The sequence below is a fragment of the Citrobacter sp. CK185 genome, assembly GCF_030333565.1.
Classification (GTDB): domain Bacteria; phylum Pseudomonadota; class Gammaproteobacteria; order Enterobacterales; family Enterobacteriaceae; genus Citrobacter_B; species Citrobacter_B koseri.
This window is the reverse complement of sequence record NZ_JAOWFR010000022.1, coordinates 176,234-191,425: the sequence shown is the minus strand read 5'-3', so window position 1 is coordinate 191,425 and position 15,192 is coordinate 176,234. Positions and strand designations below refer to the sequence as shown.

14 protein-coding genes are annotated in these 15,192 nt (G+C 55.8%); 7 read left to right on the top strand and 7 right to left on the bottom strand.

The window, feature by feature from the left end:
• Positions 1-67: 67 nt before the first annotated feature.
• From OGV79_RS06650 to ttdA, 3 genes are read right to left on the bottom strand one after another with little or no spacing between them, the layout of a single operon-like run.
• Positions 68-1,531, bottom strand: a complete 1,464-nt coding sequence (locus OGV79_RS06650; RefSeq protein ID WP_199976900.1) for an anion permease — start codon at positions 1,529-1,531, stop codon at positions 68-70.
• 48 nt (positions 1,532-1,579) lie between these two features.
• A complete protein-coding gene (ttdB, locus tag OGV79_RS06645) occupies positions 1,580-2,185 on the bottom strand; it encodes a L(+)-tartrate dehydratase subunit beta (protein WP_012135191.1) in 606 nt (201 codons plus the stop codon).
• Entirely contained in the window at positions 2,182-3,093 is a 912-nt protein-coding gene (gene ttdA, locus OGV79_RS06640) for a L(+)-tartrate dehydratase subunit alpha (protein WP_012135190.1), read from the bottom strand. Before ttdA ends, ttdB begins: the two co-directional genes overlap by 4 nt.
• A gap of 210 nt (positions 3,094-3,303) precedes the next feature.
• Between ttdA and ttdR the strand changes: the two genes are divergently transcribed.
• Positions 3,304-4,239: an L-tartrate utilization transcriptional activator TtdR gene (gene ttdR / locus OGV79_RS06635; RefSeq protein WP_012135189.1), complete on the top strand. Its 936-nt coding sequence runs from the start codon at positions 3,304-3,306 to the stop codon at positions 4,237-4,239.
• Positions 4,240-4,342: 103 nt separating this feature from the next.
• Here the strand turns inward: ttdR and plsY are convergent, their stop codons facing one another.
• Complete coding sequence (gene plsY, locus OGV79_RS06630) at positions 4,343-4,960, bottom strand: glycerol-3-phosphate 1-O-acyltransferase PlsY (protein ID WP_012135188.1); 618 nt, start codon at positions 4,958-4,960, stop codon at positions 4,343-4,345.
• Positions 4,961-5,066: 106 nt separating this feature from the next.
• Here plsY and folB point away from each other — a divergent pair, with 106 nt between their 5' ends.
• Complete coding sequence (folB, locus tag OGV79_RS06625) at positions 5,067-5,435, top strand: bifunctional dihydroneopterin aldolase/7,8-dihydroneopterin epimerase (protein ID WP_012135187.1); 369 nt, start codon at positions 5,067-5,069, stop codon at positions 5,433-5,435.
• A gap of 90 nt (positions 5,436-5,525) precedes the next feature.
• On the top strand, positions 5,526-6,344 hold the full coding sequence (bacA, locus tag OGV79_RS06620; RefSeq protein WP_012135186.1) for an undecaprenyl-diphosphate phosphatase: 819 nt from the start codon (positions 5,526-5,528) through the stop codon (positions 6,342-6,344).
• Between the two features lie 102 nt (positions 6,345-6,446).
• Here the strand turns inward: bacA and OGV79_RS06615 are convergent, their stop codons facing one another.
• Positions 6,447-7,688 carry a multifunctional CCA addition/repair protein gene (locus tag OGV79_RS06615; protein ID WP_058668122.1) on the bottom strand — a complete coding sequence of 414 codons (1,242 nt, stop codon included), beginning with the start codon at positions 7,686-7,688 and terminating at the stop codon, positions 6,447-6,449.
• 64 nt (positions 7,689-7,752) lie between these two features.
• Positions 7,753-8,373, bottom strand: a complete 621-nt coding sequence (locus OGV79_RS06610; RefSeq protein ID WP_012135182.1) for a TIGR04211 family SH3 domain-containing protein — start codon at positions 8,371-8,373, stop codon at positions 7,753-7,755.
• Between the two features lie 241 nt (positions 8,374-8,614).
• Between OGV79_RS06610 and OGV79_RS06605 the strand changes: the two genes are divergently transcribed.
• The 4 genes from OGV79_RS06605 (at position 8,615) to glgS (ending at position 14,769) form a co-directional block, all read left to right on the top strand.
• Complete coding sequence (locus tag OGV79_RS06605) at positions 8,615-9,916, top strand: CYTH domain-containing protein (protein WP_104868174.1); 1,302 nt, start codon at positions 8,615-8,617, stop codon at positions 9,914-9,916.
• A gap of 135 nt (positions 9,917-10,051) precedes the next feature.
• A complete protein-coding gene (gene glnE / locus OGV79_RS06600) occupies positions 10,052-12,892 on the top strand; it encodes a bifunctional [glutamate--ammonia ligase]-adenylyl-L-tyrosine phosphorylase/[glutamate--ammonia-ligase] adenylyltransferase (RefSeq protein WP_286468180.1) in 2,841 nt (946 codons plus the stop codon).
• Positions 12,893-12,951: 59 nt separating this feature from the next.
• Entirely contained in the window at positions 12,952-14,385 is a 1,434-nt protein-coding gene (gene hldE, locus OGV79_RS06595) for a bifunctional D-glycero-beta-D-manno-heptose-7-phosphate kinase/D-glycero-beta-D-manno-heptose 1-phosphate adenylyltransferase HldE (RefSeq protein WP_012135177.1), read from the top strand.
• 174 nt (positions 14,386-14,559) lie between these two features.
• Complete coding sequence (gene glgS / locus OGV79_RS06590) at positions 14,560-14,769, top strand: cell surface composition regulator GlgS (protein WP_012135175.1); 210 nt, start codon at positions 14,560-14,562, stop codon at positions 14,767-14,769.
• A 34-nt stretch (positions 14,770-14,803) separates the two neighbouring features.
• Here the strand turns inward: glgS and ubiK are convergent, their stop codons facing one another.
• Positions 14,804-15,100, bottom strand: coding sequence for a ubiquinone biosynthesis accessory factor UbiK (gene ubiK / locus OGV79_RS06585; RefSeq protein WP_024130961.1), 297 nt, complete (start codon positions 15,098-15,100; stop codon positions 14,804-14,806).
• Positions 15,101-15,192 lie beyond the last annotated feature (92 nt).

Below are 15,192 nucleotides of genomic sequence, written 5' to 3'. Positions count from 1 at the left end.
ATCGGGAAAACGGTCATACGAGAAGCTTATGGAAAAAAGAGGCGGCGTCATGCCGCCCCAACGAGGTTTACAGCAAAACGAGAGGCATCCAGACAAGGCCGGTTATTACCAGCAGAACCAGGAAGATCAGGCCAAAAATAGCGCCCAGCCGCCAGTAATCCACCGTCGGCAGATAACCGCTACCGTAATAGATGGGGCTTGGGCCGGTCGCATAGGGGGTGAGAATGCTGCCCAGACCAATGGCGGCGCCGACCATCAGGCAAAACACCGGTAAGGGGATGTCCGGCATCGCCAGCGCAGCGGCAATCATCATCGGCGCCAGCGCGGAGGTATAAGCGGTGGCGCTGGCAAAAAAGTAGCGTAACAGATAAAACACCACGATGAGCGCGACCATCACCATCATCGGCGAATAGCCGCTTAGCCCGTTTGCCAGCAGTTTGCCAAACCAGGTGATAAAGCCGGTATTGTTCAGTCCGGTGGCGAGCGTAATCAGCGAAGCCAGCCAGAAGAAAACGTTCCATGCCGCTTTATTGCTGACGATGTCATCCCAGGAGATGATGCGTAATACCAGCATCAGTGCCACCACGCTGTAACCGACCATCGCGGCATCAATGTAATCGCCGCCGAAGATCCACAGCACCAGCGCGCCGACCATCAGCACTAGCATCTTTTTCTCGCGCGAGCAGAGCGGGCCCATCTCCTTTAGCTCAGCCTCCGCCCAGCGCGGCACCTGGTCGCCCGACTTCAGTACCGGCGGATACAGCACGTAGGCCAGCCACGGAACCAGCAAGACCAGCAGAATGCTTAGCGGCAGCATTCCTAAGAACCAGTCGCCCCAGCTTAGCGCCGTATGGGATGCGCTTTTCATCAGGCCAATCAGCAACAGGTTAGGCGCCATCGCCGTCAGGAAAATGGCGCTGGTAACGCAGTCGGCGGTGATGCCCATCCACATAATATACGAGCCAATGGAGCGGGAGCTGGCGTCGTTAGGCTGCGAGTTATAGAGCGGCGGCAGGTTGCGGATAATCGGGTAGATGATCCCGGCGCCGCGCGCGGAGTTAGACGGCGTGACCGGGGCGAGGATCAGCTCGGAAAACATCACCGCATAGCCAAGAAACAGCGTGCGATGGCCCATCTTCTTCACCAGCATCAGCGCAATTCGCCGACCGAGACCGGTTTTTTCATAGCCGGTGCCAAACATAAAGGCGGCGAAAATCAGCCAGATAACCGAGTTAGAAAAACCAGACACCGCCCACGAGAGGGCTTTGGCGGTAAATTTAAAACCTTCCTGCGCGAGCTGATCGGGGCTGAACAGCAGCCACGGCGACAGAACGGCAATGATCGAAATCCCGATCATCGCCACGACCGCGCCCGGTACAGGTTCCAGAATGAGTCCCACAATGACGCCGGTAAAGACCGCAAAATAGAGCCAGGTGTGGCTCTCAAGACCGGTGGGGACGGGCAAAACAGCAATAATGGCGATGACCACCAGTGGAGCCAGGTATCGCCACCAACCAGATAAAGGTGCCATTGTCGTATCCCTGAGAAAAGGGAGAGGCGTAGCGCCTCTCCTGAAGGGTTATTTGATGTAGTGCACGTACTCGCAGATCTCGTCAACGATGGGACCGCGACGCTCGGCGAACTGTTTTTTGTTGTCGGCGATCAGGTTGTTGCCGTGGGTATCGATAGAAACAATCAGCGGCCCGAACTCTTTCACCCGGCAAACCCACAGCGATTCCGGCATGCCGAGTTCCGTCCAGTGCACCTCTTCTATCTCTTCGACCTGGGTTGCCGCCAGCACCGCGCAGCCAGCCGGGAAGATGACGTGCAGCGCTTTGAATTTCTGGCAGCCTTCTTCGGTCAGCGGCCCCATACCGCCTTTTCCGACCACCAGCTTCACGCCGGTCTGCTCAATGAACTCTTTTTCAAAGGCTTCCATACGCATGCTGGTGGTCGGGCCGACGGAGACCATCTCCCATTTATCACCGTTTTTACGCACAATCGGCCCGGCGTGGAAAATCGCTTTGCCATTGAGATCGTAAGGAATAGGGCGCTTGAGTTCGATCAGGCGGCGGTGACAAACGTCGCGACAAGTCACCAGCGTTCCGGTCAGGTAGATCACATCGCCAACGCGGATATCTTCCAGGTCTTCGGCTTTGATCGGGGTAGTGAGGATCTTTTTCATAACGCGCTCCGGGTGTGGGACAGGTTTTCGAAGGAGAGGTCAGAATGAACCAGCAGCGTACCGCGACGGTGCGCCCAGCAGCCGGTGGAGACAGCCACGCCAATGGTTGACGGATGACGGGCGGCGGATTCGATGTGTACGCCCATCACCGAGCTGTTGCCGGTCAGCCCTTGTGGGCCGATTCCCAGGCGGTTTAGCCCTTCTTCCAGCCGCAGCTCAAGCTCTGCCGCCTTTGGATTCGGATGACGGGTGCCTATCGGGCGCAGAATCGCTTTGCGGGAAAGCACGGCGGCGGTTTCGACGGAGGTTGCGATGCCCACGCCGACCAGTACCGGCGGACAGGCATTGACCGCCAGCGTGGAGATGTTTTCAAAGACGAATTTCACCACGCCTTCGTAGCCTTCGGAAGGCATCAGCACTTTGGAACGCCCCGGCAGCGTGCAACCGCCGCCCGCCATATAAACTTCAATTTCCGCATCGTCGCCATCGGGAATAATCTCCCAGGTGACCCACGGCACGCCGCTGCCGGTGTTTTTGCCGGTATTCACTTCGTCGAAAATTTCGACCGCGTTATGGCGTAGCGGCGCTTTTACGGTGGCGTCTTCCACGGCCTGCTTAAGAATACTTTGCAGCTCGCCCAGCAGCGGGAAGCGGGAACCGACCTTCACGAAGAACATAATTTCACCCGTGTCCTGGCAGGCCGGGCGGTTCAGGTCGATTGCTTTTTGCATGTTATCGAACATCGTGTGGTAGATAATGTTTCCCATCGATGAGGTTTCGGCATCACGCAGCTGTTTTAATTTATCGACGACGTCGTCGGGCATTCGGGTAGAGATCATGGCGGTAAAATTAGCGACAATATCCGTCAACGTAGTAACCGCATTTTGGTTATTTTGATTGCTCATCATATCAACTCCAGTTCTTTTATTAATCTGGAAATAAATTCTCTGGAGTAAACTACCACTAAAGGTGTGGTTTTATATTTTTTGTCACTGTGTATATGCAATTAACAGTTCGTGAATCACACCACAGAAAGGTGATGAAAATTGAGCAAAGGCAGGGTTTAACGACGTTAAGAGATTTACACTGCGTGTATTAAAATCACGGATAACCGACAGATGCTGAACAACTATCCCTTAGCCAAAGACCTACAGGTTTTGGTTGAAATTGTCCATACGGGAAGCTTTAGTGCGGCAGCGGCGGCGCTGGGGCAAACGCCCGCGTTCGTGACGAAACGGATTCAGATTCTTGAGACAACCCTTGCCACCACGCTGCTGAACCGCTCGGCAAGGGGTGTTGCGCTGACGGAAAGCGGGCAACGCTGCTATGAACATGCGCTGAAGCTCCTCACGCACTATCAGCGGCTGGTGGATGAGGTGACGCAAATTAAAACGCGCCCGGAGGGAATGATTCGCATTGGCTGTAGTTTTGGTTTTGGCCGCAGTTATATTGCACCTGCCATTACCGACCTGATGCGCAATTATCCTGAATTACAGGTTCACTTTGAACTCTTCGATCGGCAAATTGATTTGGTACAGGATAATATCGATCTGGATATTCGGATTAACGATGAAATTCCTGATTATTATATTGCGCATTTGTTAACAAAGAATAAAAGAATATTATGCGCGTCTCCCGCATATCTCCAGAAATATCCTGAGCCGAAAACCTTACAAGAATTAAGCGGTCATGATTGTCTGGTGACAAAAGAACGTGATATGACCCACGGCATATGGGAACTGGGGAACGGGCAAGAGAAAAAATCAGTGAAAGTAACCGGACACCTCTCTTCCAATAGCGGTGAAATTGTTTTGCAGTGGGCGCTGGAGGGCAAAGGGATCATGCTGCGTTCAGAGTGGGATGTGCAGCCGTTTCTGGCGAGCGGTAAACTGGTGAGGGTATTGCCGGAGTATGCGCAGAGCGCCAATATCTGGGCGGTCTATCAGGAACCGCTGTACCGCAGCGTAAAGTTACGGGTATGTGTGGAGTTTCTGGCGGCATGGTGCCAGAAGCGACTCGGCAAGCCAGACGAGGGATATCAGGTGGCGTGGTGAACCAATCTGTAGGCCGGATAAGACGCTTTGCGTCGCCATCCGGCGATGCGTATGTGCCTGATGGCGGCTTCGCCTTATCCAGCCTACGGCGTGGTGCAAAAAACTACTGCGGATCTTTCTCGCGCTTCTTCTTGAGTTTCGTCCAGATCTTCGTCTCCTGACGACGCCACAGGCGCTGGATGTTGTCATGGTGGCGCAGCAAAATCAGGCAAGACAGCATAGAGACCGGGAAGGTGAACTGGGGTTTAAACCACCACACGTAGAATGGCGCAATCAGCGCGCTGACGATCGCGCCCAATGACGAGTAACCGCTCAGTAAGACGGTCAGCAGCCAGGTGCCCGCCATCACGCCAGTTAAGTCCCAGCCGATGGGCGCGATCGCGCCGAATGCGGTCGCGACGCCTTTCCCGCCTTTGAAGCCAAAAAAGACCGGCCAGATGTGCCCCAGACAGGCGGCGATGGCAATCAGGCCCAGCCAGAAAGGGGTTACGCCTAATGCATAAGCGCCCCAGACCGGCAGCATGCCTTTGAGGACGTCGAAAATCAGTACCGCTACGGCTGCTCCCTTGCCCCCTATGCGTAACACATTGGTCGCGCCAGGGTTACCGGAGCCACTCTGACGCGGGTCGGGTAAACCTGCAATGCGGCAGACCAGAATGGCACTGGAAATTGAGCCGCAGAGGTACGCGAAGAGGATCATTCCAGGCGCGATTGCACTCATAAGCTGTTCCGTTTTGAAAATGTCGTGTTAAACGCTACTTCTGTGGATAATACGCATATTTCGCCGGAAGTGGTATCCGGGTTAGCCAAAAAGCAGGCAGGTCGTGATGGATATTGTATTTATAGAGCAACTTTCGGTAATCACCACTATCGGTGTTTACGACTGGGAGCAAACTATCGAACAGAAACTGGTGTTCGATATCGAAATGGCGTGGGACAACCGTAAGTCAGCCAGAAGCGACGACGTTGCGGATTGTCTGAGCTATGCCGACATTGCCGATACGGTAGTCAGCCATGTGGAGGGCGGCCGTTTTGCGTTAGTCGAACGCGTAGCGGAAGAGGTGGCAGATCTGCTGCTCAGCCGCTTTAACTCTCCGTGGGTGCGCATCAAGCTCAGTAAGCCCGGCGCCGTAGCGCGTGCGGCGAATGTTGGCGTTATCATTGAGCGTGGCAATAATCTGAAAGAAAATAATTAACTTCATAGTTTTTAAACCAAACGGCGATATATGGGTCTTAAAGCTGGAGTCATAACTGCTGTTCGTTTTTTTTGATTTAGGGGTTTATTGATGAGCGATATACACTCGCTGCTGGTGGCGGCAATTTTGGGTGTGGTCGAAGGATTGACGGAGTTTTTGCCCGTCTCCAGCACGGGCCATATGATCATTGTTGGTCACCTGTTGGGTTTTGAAGGCGATACGGCAGAGACGTTTGAGGTGGTAATTCAGCTGGGATCGATCCTGGCGGTGGTGGTGATGTTCTGGCGGCGTTTGTTCGGCCTGATCGGCATTCACTTTGGCAAACAACCGCATGAAGGCACCGGAAAAGGGCGGCTGACGTTAGGGCATATTGTGCTGGGGATGATCCCGGCCGTGGTGCTGGGCCTGGTGTTCCATGACACCATTAAGTCTTTGTTTAATCCCGTTAACGTGATGTATGCGCTGGTCGTGGGCGGTCTGCTGCTGATTGCCGCGGAATGCCTGAAGCCGAAAGAGCCGCGCGCGCCGGGCCTGGACGATATGACGTATCGTCAGGCGTTTATGATTGGCTGCTTCCAGTGTCTGGCGCTGTGGCCGGGCTTTTCCCGTTCCGGCGCGACCATTTCCGGTGGGATGTTGATGGGGGTGAGTCGCTATGCCGCATCGGAATTCTCATTCCTGCTGGCTGTTCCGATGATGATGGGCGCGACGGCGTTGGATCTCTACAAGAGCTGGTCGTTCCTGACGGTGGAAGATATCCCCATGTTCGCCGTGGGATTTGTGACTGCGTTCATTGTGGCGCTGATCGCCATCAAAACCTTCCTGCAATTGATTAAGCGCATCTCGTTCATTCCGTTTGCGATTTACCGCTTTATCGTGGCTGCTGCGGTCTACGTTGTTTTCTTCTGATAACGCTTGATGCCGGATGGCGGCGTTTACGCCTTATCCGGCCTACGGTTCGATTTTGTAGGCCGGATAAGCGGAGCGCCATCCGGCAACAAAACGGTGAGCTTACGCCTCGGGTTTCGGGCAACGCCGTTCCTTCCAGTTAGCCACCGCTGCAATTCGCCGTCTGGTGAGTTCTTCGCGGATCTCCGCGCCTTTAAAGCCTGCCTCCACCACCTCTTTTGTCGGCACCGCCTGCGCGACCTGCCACGCTTCGCGCAGCCAGCGGCCTTGCGGATAGTCAGACGCCTCAAAACCGGTACGACCGCGCACGTCGGCCTCGCTGGTCAGGGCGATTTGCTCTACGCGCTGCGGCTTACGCCAGGCGTCAATCGAATCGAACAGCTTCACGATCGTTTTCGGCTGCAAAATCGGGAAGGTATGGATGAGATCGTGGAATTCCGCCACCAGTTTGGCTAAATCCCGAATCTCATTCGGCACACGCAGACGCTGGCATAACTGCTCGACCAGCTTTACGCCTGCCGGGCCGTGACCATGATGGCGCGGCCAGAGCGCTTTGGGCGTCAACCCTTTGCCAAGGTCGTGACAGAGCGTGGCGAAACGCACATCAACGTTCGGGCTGAGCATGGCGGCCATTGATAACGTCATCAATGTGTGGATGCCGGTATCGATTTCCGGGTGCCACTTTGCCGGAGCCGGAACGCCAAACAGCGCGTCCACTTCCGGGAACAGAACGCGTAGCGCGCCGCAGTCGCGCAGCACCTGAAAGAAAACCTGCGGATTGCGCGTGGTTAAGGCGTTCTCGGTCTCCTTCCATACGCGCTCCGGCGTGAGGTGTTCCAGTTCGCCTGCGGCGGTCATGTCGCGCATCAAGGCCAGGGTTTCATCAGCGATGCGGAAACTGAGGTGCGCGTAGCGGGCGGCAAAACGCGCCACGCGCAACACGCGCAGCGGATCTTCGCTAAAGGCGGGGGAAACATGGCGCAGCAGGCGATTGTCCAGATCGCGACGCCCCTGGTAGGGATCGACGATATGGCCGTCGTCATCCTGCGCGAGGGCATTAATGGTGAGGTCGCGACGTTGCAGGTCTTCTTCCAGCGTCACGTCCGGCGCGGCATAGCAGGTAAAGCCGGTATAGCCTGAACCGGATTTACGCTCGGTGCGCGCCAGCGCATACTCTTCACGCGTTTGCGGATGAAGAAACACGGGAAAATCGCGGCCTACCTGCTGGTAGCCCGCGTCAAGCATCTCCTGCGGTGTGGCGCCAACCACCACCCAATCTTTATCTTTGACCGGTAGCCCTAACAACGCATCCCGAACAGCACCACCGACCAGATAAATCTTCACGCCACTTTCCCTTCCTGAAAAAAATCATCCCTTAATCATATGTCAGTGCGGCAGAGAAGGCGATTTAGTTCATCCAGCGGTCTTTGCGTTTACGGCTTGGGATCATGTGCGGGAGAACCAGGCCGAGCAGCAGGCCGAGCCCCAGCACGCCGCCGCCATACATGAACCACTGCATAATGATGGTGCGCTGCTTGTCATCAAGTTGCAGATTGGCGGCGCTGACTTTCTTCTGCGCCACGATCAGCTCGTTTTTCAGCTTCTGGTTTTCTTCTTTCAACCCGTTAATCACGCTGTCGCTTTGCGACACTTTTTGCTGCATGTCGGCCGTGCGCTGATTCCAGGTGGTATCAATATTGTTCAGCTTGTCGGTCAGCGTCTTAACCTGATTTTCCAGATCCGGTACGCGGATACGCAGGCTGGGCGAGCTGTTCAGCTCTTTCATCGGGATCCAGGCAGTACGACCTGTACTGTCTTTCACCTGAGCGTAATTTGTGTTGGCGTCAGTCTGTAATAATGTCACTTCCTCGCCGGCATTCACCGTACCCACGAGGCGATAATTATCTCCCGGACCGCTGCGGACCCAGGTATTCAGTTCGTCAGAGACATAGCGCTTCTCTTCTGCGTGGGAGACGGCAGTGGCGCTAAGTGCAAGTAAAGTTAATCCAATCAGGCGTAATTTTGGCATCAGGCTGTCGTTTTTGTCATAAAAAGTGGAACGATAGTAGTGGCATCAGTGTCTCTACGCAAAGCATTCGACATCAATCGGAATCATCTGTGTCATCTTTGCCACTGTTTTAAACTTTTACGCCCGTCAAATTGCTCGTTGCATGGCAATTTGGCGCAAAATACTATCTACTGACAAAAAAGAACGCGTTAAGTTCGCCGTCATTCTTCCCATATGTGACATAACCCATAAGTACAAGGCAATGGCTCAGGAAATCGAATTAAAGTTTATCGTTAATCACGACGCTGTAGACGCGTTGCGTGACCATCTGCAAACACTCGGCGGCGAGCACCATGCGCCCAGCCAGTTACAGAATATTTACTACGAAACGCCGGACAAGTGGTTGCGTGGACATGATATGGGTCTGCGCATCCGTGGCGAGAATGGTCGTTATGAAATGACCATGAAAATCGCCGGTCGGGTTACGGGGGGCCTGCATCAACGGCCGGAATACAATGTTGCGCTGAGCGAGCCGACGTTGGATCTCGCACTGCTCCCGCAGGAGGTCTGGCCGAACGGCGAGCTGCCCGCGGATCTCGCTTCACGCGTGCAGCCGCTGTTCAGCACCGATTTTTACCGTGAGAAATGGCTGGTGGACGTTGACGGCAGCCGTATTGAAATCGCGCTCGATCTTGGCGAAGTGAAGGCCGGAGAATGTGCCGAGCCAATTTGCGAGCTGGAGCTGGAACTGTTAAGCGGCGAGACCCGTGCGGTGCTGAAACTGGCAAACCAACTGGTATCGCAAGCGGGTCTGCGTCAGGGCAGCCTGAGCAAGGCCGCACGGGGATATCATCTGGCGCAGGGGAATGCTCCGCGTGGGATCAGACCTACTGCGGTGCTGAAAGCGCCAGCCAAAGCCAGCATTGAGCAGGGGCTGGAAGCGGCGCTGGAGCTGGCATTGTCGCAATGGCAGTACCATGAAGAGCTGTGGGTGCGTGGAAATGACGCCGCCAAAGCGGATGTACTGGCGGCGATGGGGCTGGTTCGCCATGCGCTGATGCTGTTTGGCGGCATTGTACCGCGTAAAGCAAGCGCTCACTTACGCGATTTGCTGACGCAGTCGGAAGCGACCCTTGTCTCTGAGGTTTCAGCCATCACGGCTATCTATAGCACGCAAACGGCGATGGCTAAACTGGCGCTGACCGAATGGCTGGTCACCAAAGCCTGGCAACCGTTCCTCGATGCCAAAGCGCAGGCGAAAATGGCCGATTCTTTCAAACGCTTTGCCGATATTCACCTGTCGCGCCATGCGGCGGAGCTGAAAGCGACTTTCGGGCAGCCGTTGGGCGATCGGTATCGCGATCAGCTTCCGCGCCTGACCCGCGATATCGACAGCATTTTGCTGCTGGCAGGTTATTACGACGCGAATGCGGTACAGGCCTGGCTGGAGAACTGGCAGGGTCTGCGCCACGCGATTGTGACAGGGCAGCGCATTGAAATTGAACACTTCCGCAATGAGGCGATCTTTCAGGAACCGTTCTGGCTGCATAGCGGAAAACGATAACCAGTAACGCCTGATGGCGATGCTGCGCATCTTATCAGGCCTACGGCGCACAGGTTTTGTAGGCCGGATAAGGCGTTACGCCGCCATCCGGCAACACTCATCGGGATTAGTTAGCCATCTGAGGACACACCTTAAATGAAGCCGCTTTCTTCACCGTTACAGCAGCACTGGCAGACCGTGGTTGAGCGGTTACCAGAAATCCTGGCTGAAGCCACGCTTAGCGTTCAGGCGAAGTCAGTACTTACATTTAGTGACTTTGTGCAGGACAGCGTGATTGCGCATCCCGAGTGGCTGACTGAGCTGGAAAGCGCGCCGCCGCAGGCCGATGAGTGGCGGCATTATGCCGCGTGGTTACAGGACGCATTGGCGCAGGTGACTGATGAAGCGGCGCTGATGCGTGAGCTTCGCGTATTCCGTCGCCGCATCATGGTACGTATCGCCTGGGCGCAGGCGCTGTCGCTGGTGGAAGAAGAAAACATTCTGCAACAGCTAAGCCATCTGGCGGAAACGTTGATCGTCGCCGCGCGCGACTGGTTGTATGACGCCTGCTGTCGCGAATGGGGGACGCCCTGCAACCATGATGGCGTACCTCAACCGTTGCTGATTCTGGGGATGGGAAAACTGGGCGGCGGCGAGCTGAATTTCTCCTCGGATATCGATCTGATCTTCGCCTGGCCGGAGCACGGTTCCACCCGGGGCGGTCGGCGCGAGCTGGATAACGCGCAGTTCTTTACCCGCATGGGGCAGCGTTTGATCAAAGTGCTGGACCAGCCGACGATGGACGGCTTTGTGTACCGGGTGGATATGCGCTTGCGCCCGTTTGGCGACAGTGGCCCGCTGGTGCTGAGTTTTGCCGCGCTGGAAGATTATTACCAGGAACAAGGGCGCGACTGGGAGCGTTATGCGATGGTCAAAGCGCGCATTATGGGCGCTGCCGACAGTGCGTATGTCGATGAACTGCGCACCATGTTGCGACCTTTCGTGTTCCGCCGCTATATCGATTTCAGCGTGATCCAGTCCCTGCGTAATATGAAAGGGATGATTGCCCGTGAAGTGCGCCGTCGCGGTCTGAAAGACAATATTAAGCTTGGCGCCGGCGGTATTCGTGAAATTGAGTTTATCGTGCAGGTGTTCCAGTTGATTCGCGGCGGACGGGAACCCTCGCTGCAATCGCGCTCGTTGCTGCCGACGCTGAGCGCGATTGATGCGCTGCACCTGTTGCCAGAAAATGACGCCGGACAGTTACGCGCGGCCTATCTCTTCCTGCGCCGTCTGGAAAACCTGCTGCAAAGCATCAATGATGAGCAGACCCAGACGCTGCCGGGCGATGAACTGAACCGGGCGCGCCTGGCCTGGGGAATGCGCACGGATGACTGGTCGCAGCTCACCGACATTCTGGCGGCGCACATGGCTAACGTGCGTCGGGTATTTAACGAACTGATTGGCGATGACGAAACCGATACTCAGGAAGATACGCTGTCGGAACACTGGCGCGAACTGTGGCAGGATGCGCTACAGGAAGATGATACCACGCCAGTGCTGGCGCATCTGTCCGACGACGATCGCGGACGCGTGCTGGCGTTAATCGCCGACTTTCGTAAAGAGCTGGATAAGCGCACCATTGGCCCGCGCGGGCGGCAGGTGCTCGACCATCTGATGCCGCATCTGCTTAGCGACGTGTGCTCGCGCGAAGATGCCTCTGTGCCGCTGTCGCGTATTACGCCGCTGCTGGTGGGGATCGTTACGCGTACCACCTACCTTGAATTACTGAGCGAATTTCCCGGCGCGCTGAAGCACCTGATTTCGCTGTGCGCCGCTTCGCCGATGGTGGCGAGCCAGCTGGCGCGTTATCCACTGTTGCTCGATGAACTACTGGACCCGAATACGCTGTATCAGCCAACGGCGACCGACGCTTATCGCGATGAGTTACGCCAGTATTTGCTGCGTGTGCCGGAAGATGACGAAGAGCAGCAGCTGGAAGCGCTGCGCCAGTTTAAACAAACGCAACTGTTGCGCATTGCGGCGGCGGATATCGCCGGTACGCTGCCAGTGATGAAGGTCAGCGATCACCTGACCTGGCTGGCGGAGGCCATTATTGACGCCGTTGTCCAGCAGGCGTGGGGGCAAATGGTGGCGCGCTATGGGCAGCCGACGCACCTTGCTGAGCGCACCGGACGCGGGTTTGCGGTGGTGGGTTATGGCAAGCTGGGCGGCTGGGAGCTGGGCTACAGCTCCGATCTTGATCTGATCTTCCTGCACGATTGCCCAATGGATGTGATGACCGACGGCGAGCGTGAAATCGACGGCCGCCAGTTCTACTTACGCCTGGCGCAGCGCATTATGCACCTGTTCAGCACCCGCACCTCTTCCGGTATCTTGTATGAAGTGGACGCGCGGCTGCGCCCGTCCGGCGCGGCGGGAATGCTGGTCACGTCGGCGGAAGCCTTTGCCGATTATCAGAAAAACGAAGCCTGGACATGGGAGCATCAGGCGCTGGTGCGCGCCCGTGTGGTTTATGGCGACCCGCAACTGACCTCGCAGTTTGACGCCGTGCGTCGCGATATCATGACCCTCGCTCGCGAAGGCAAAACGTTGCAGACCGAGGTGCGCGAAATGCGTGAGAAAATGCGCGCGCATCTGGGCAACAAGCATCGCGATCGTTTTGATATCAAAGCCGACGAAGGCGGGATCACCGATATTGAATTTATTACCCAATATCTGGTGCTGCGCTATGCGCATGAAAAGCCGAAGCTGACGCGCTGGTCCGATAACGTGCGCATTCTGGAACTGCTGGCGCAAAACGACATTATGGACGAACAGGAAGCGCATGCGCTGACGCTGGCCTATACCACGCTGCGCGATGAGCTTCATCACCTTGCGCTACAGGAGCTTCCGGGGCATGTGGCGCAAGAGTGCTTCAGCAAGGAACGCGCGCTGGTACGGGCAAGCTGGCAGAAGTGGCTGGTTGCCGGGTGAAGTGTGCTATTATCGCGCGCAAATTTTAAGACCCTCAGAGAATCTCTCAGGAGACAGGAATGAAAGTAACGCTGCCAGAGTTTGAACGTGCAGGAGTCATGGTTGTTGGTGATGTGATGCTGGATCGCTACTGGTACGGGCCGACCAGCCGTATTTCCCCCGAAGCGCCGGTGCCCGTTGTCAAAGTGGACACCATTGAAGAACGTCCGGGCGGCGCGGCGAACGTGGCGATGAACATCGCTTCTCTGGGCGCAAATTCGCGTCTGGTGGGTCTGACCGGTATTGACGATGCGGCGCGCGCGCTGAGCAAAACGCTGGCGGATGTGAACGTAAAATGCGACTTCGTTTCTGTGCCTACGCATCCGACGATTACCAAACTGCGTGTACTTTCCCGTAACCAGCAGCTGATTCGCCTGGATTTTGAAGAAGGCTTTGAAGGCGTCGATCCGCTGCCATTGCACGAGCGTATTAACCAGGCGCTGGGCTCAATTGGCGCGCTGGTGTTGTCTGATTACGCCAAAGGCGCGTTGGCCAGCGTTCAGCAGATGATTCAGCTTGCGCGTAAAGCGGGCGTCCCGGTGCTGATCGACCCGAAAGGCACCGATTTCGAACGTTATCGCGGCGCCACGCTGTTGACGCCGAACCTGTCTGAGTTCGAAGCGGTGGCGGGTAAATGTAAAAGTGAAGAAGAGATTGTCGAACGCGGCATGAAGCTGATTGCCGATTTCGAATTTTCTGCGCTGCTGGTGACCCGTTCCGAGCAGGGAATGACGCTGCTGCAACCGGGTAAAGCGCCGCTGCATATGCCGACCCAGGCGCAGGAAGTGTATGACGTTACCGGTGCCGGGGATACGGTGATCGGCGTACTGGCGGCCACATTAGCGGCGGGGAACTCCCTGGAAGAGGCCTGCTATTTCGCGAACGCGGCAGCAGGCGTTGTCGTCGGTAAACTGGGAACATCAACCGTTTCGCCAATCGAACTGGAAAATGCGGTGCGCGGTCGTGCGGATACCGGCTTCGGCGTGATGACGGAAGCCGAACTGAAACAGGCCGTGGCCAGCGCGCGTAAACGCGGCGAGAAAGTGGTCATGACCAACGGCGTTTTCGACATTCTGCATGCCGGACATGTGTCTTACCTGGCGAACGCCCGCAAGCTGGGCGATCGCCTGATCGTCGCGGTGAACAGCGATGCCTCCACCAAACGTCTGAAAGGCGAAACTCGCCCTGTGAATCCGCTGGAACAGCGAATGATCGTGCTGGGTGCGCTGGAGTCCGTTGACTGGGTGGTTTCTTTCGACGAGGACACCCCGCAGCGGCTGATTGCTGGCGTGCTGCCGGATCTGCTGGTGAAAGGCGGTGACTATAAGCCAGAAGAGATTGCCGGTAGCGAAGAAGTCTGGGCCAACGGCGGCGAAGTGCTGGTGCTTAACTTCGAAGACGGTTGTTCGACCACCAATATCATCAAGAAAATCCAGAAAGACAGCGATAAATAACCGCTGAACAGACGGCCCGATACGCACAGCGCCATCGGGCATCTGGCTTGTTCCCAAAGTGTGATGTCAGGCAACTGATATGCGCACTTTTTGCACAACCGTTCAACACATATAAGAGAATACTGAAATTAGAAAAAGCATATGGCCTTAACAGATATTTGATAACTGGAGGGTATGCTGATGAACGACAAGAACGTATATTCGTTAAACAATTTTGATTTTCTGGCGCGCAGTTTCGCCAGGATGCAGGCTGAGGGCCATCCTGTTGATATCCAGGCCGTTACCGGAAATATGGATGAGGCGCACCGCAGCTGGTTTTGCAAACGCTATGCGCTTTACTGCCAACAGGCGACACAGGCTAAGAAGCTAGAACTCGAACACTGAAAATATCAACGGGCCTTACGGCCCGTTGTGGTTTTTACTCTTGCGGATCGACAGGTGGGATGGCGGGCGCAGGTTTAACATCTACAGGTTTCTCACGCGCTTCCAGCTCGCTGAGGCGTTGCTCCAGCAGCGCCAGCTTTTCGCGGGTGCGCAGTAAGACCTGAGTCTGCACGTCAAACTCTTCACGGCTCACCAGATCGAGACGCGTCAGCTGCGATTGCAGCGTCTGACGGATTTTCTTCTCGATATCTTCCCCGAACTCCCGAACCCCTTTCGGCATCGACTCGTGAACCTGACGAGCGAGTTGCTCAATTTTTTTCGGGTCAATCATTGTGGTTTCCCTGAACTGGTAAGTGTCAGAACACATTGTAGTGCGATATGCAGGCGTCATAAACCAGAATTGTGTGTCGCTTAGCGGAGTAA

Excerpts from the sequence above, each read along its gene's own strand:
- OGV79_RS06650 (WP_199976900.1), bottom strand. The coding sequence starts at position 1,531 with ATGGCACCTTTATCTGGTTGGTGGCGATACCTGGCTCCACTGGTGGTC.
- ttdB (WP_012135191.1), bottom strand. The coding sequence starts at position 2,185 with ATGAAAAAGATCCTCACTACCCCGATCAAAGCCGAAGACCTGGAAGAT.
- ttdA (WP_012135190.1), bottom strand. The coding sequence starts at position 3,093 with ATGATGAGCAATCAAAATAACCAAAATGCGGTTACTACGTTGACGGAT.
- ttdR (WP_012135189.1), top strand. The coding sequence starts at position 3,304 with ATGCTGAACAACTATCCCTTAGCCAAAGACCTACAGGTTTTGGTTGAA.
- plsY (WP_012135188.1), bottom strand. The coding sequence starts at position 4,960 with ATGAGTGCAATCGCGCCTGGAATGATCCTCTTCGCGTACCTCTGCGGC.
- folB (WP_012135187.1), top strand. The coding sequence starts at position 5,067 with ATGGATATTGTATTTATAGAGCAACTTTCGGTAATCACCACTATCGGT.
- bacA (WP_012135186.1), top strand. The coding sequence starts at position 5,526 with ATGAGCGATATACACTCGCTGCTGGTGGCGGCAATTTTGGGTGTGGTC.
- OGV79_RS06610 (WP_012135182.1), bottom strand. The coding sequence starts at position 8,373 with ATGCCAAAATTACGCCTGATTGGATTAACTTTACTTGCACTTAGCGCC.
- OGV79_RS06605 (WP_104868174.1), top strand. The coding sequence starts at position 8,615 with ATGGCTCAGGAAATCGAATTAAAGTTTATCGTTAATCACGACGCTGTA.
- glnE (WP_286468180.1), top strand. The coding sequence starts at position 10,052 with ATGAAGCCGCTTTCTTCACCGTTACAGCAGCACTGGCAGACCGTGGTT.
- hldE (WP_012135177.1), top strand. The coding sequence starts at position 12,952 with ATGAAAGTAACGCTGCCAGAGTTTGAACGTGCAGGAGTCATGGTTGTT.
- glgS (WP_012135175.1), top strand. The coding sequence starts at position 14,560 with ATGCTGATGAACGACAAGAACGTATATTCGTTAAACAATTTTGATTTT.
- ubiK (WP_024130961.1), bottom strand. The coding sequence starts at position 15,100 with ATGATTGACCCGAAAAAAATTGAGCAACTCGCTCGTCAGGTTCACGAG.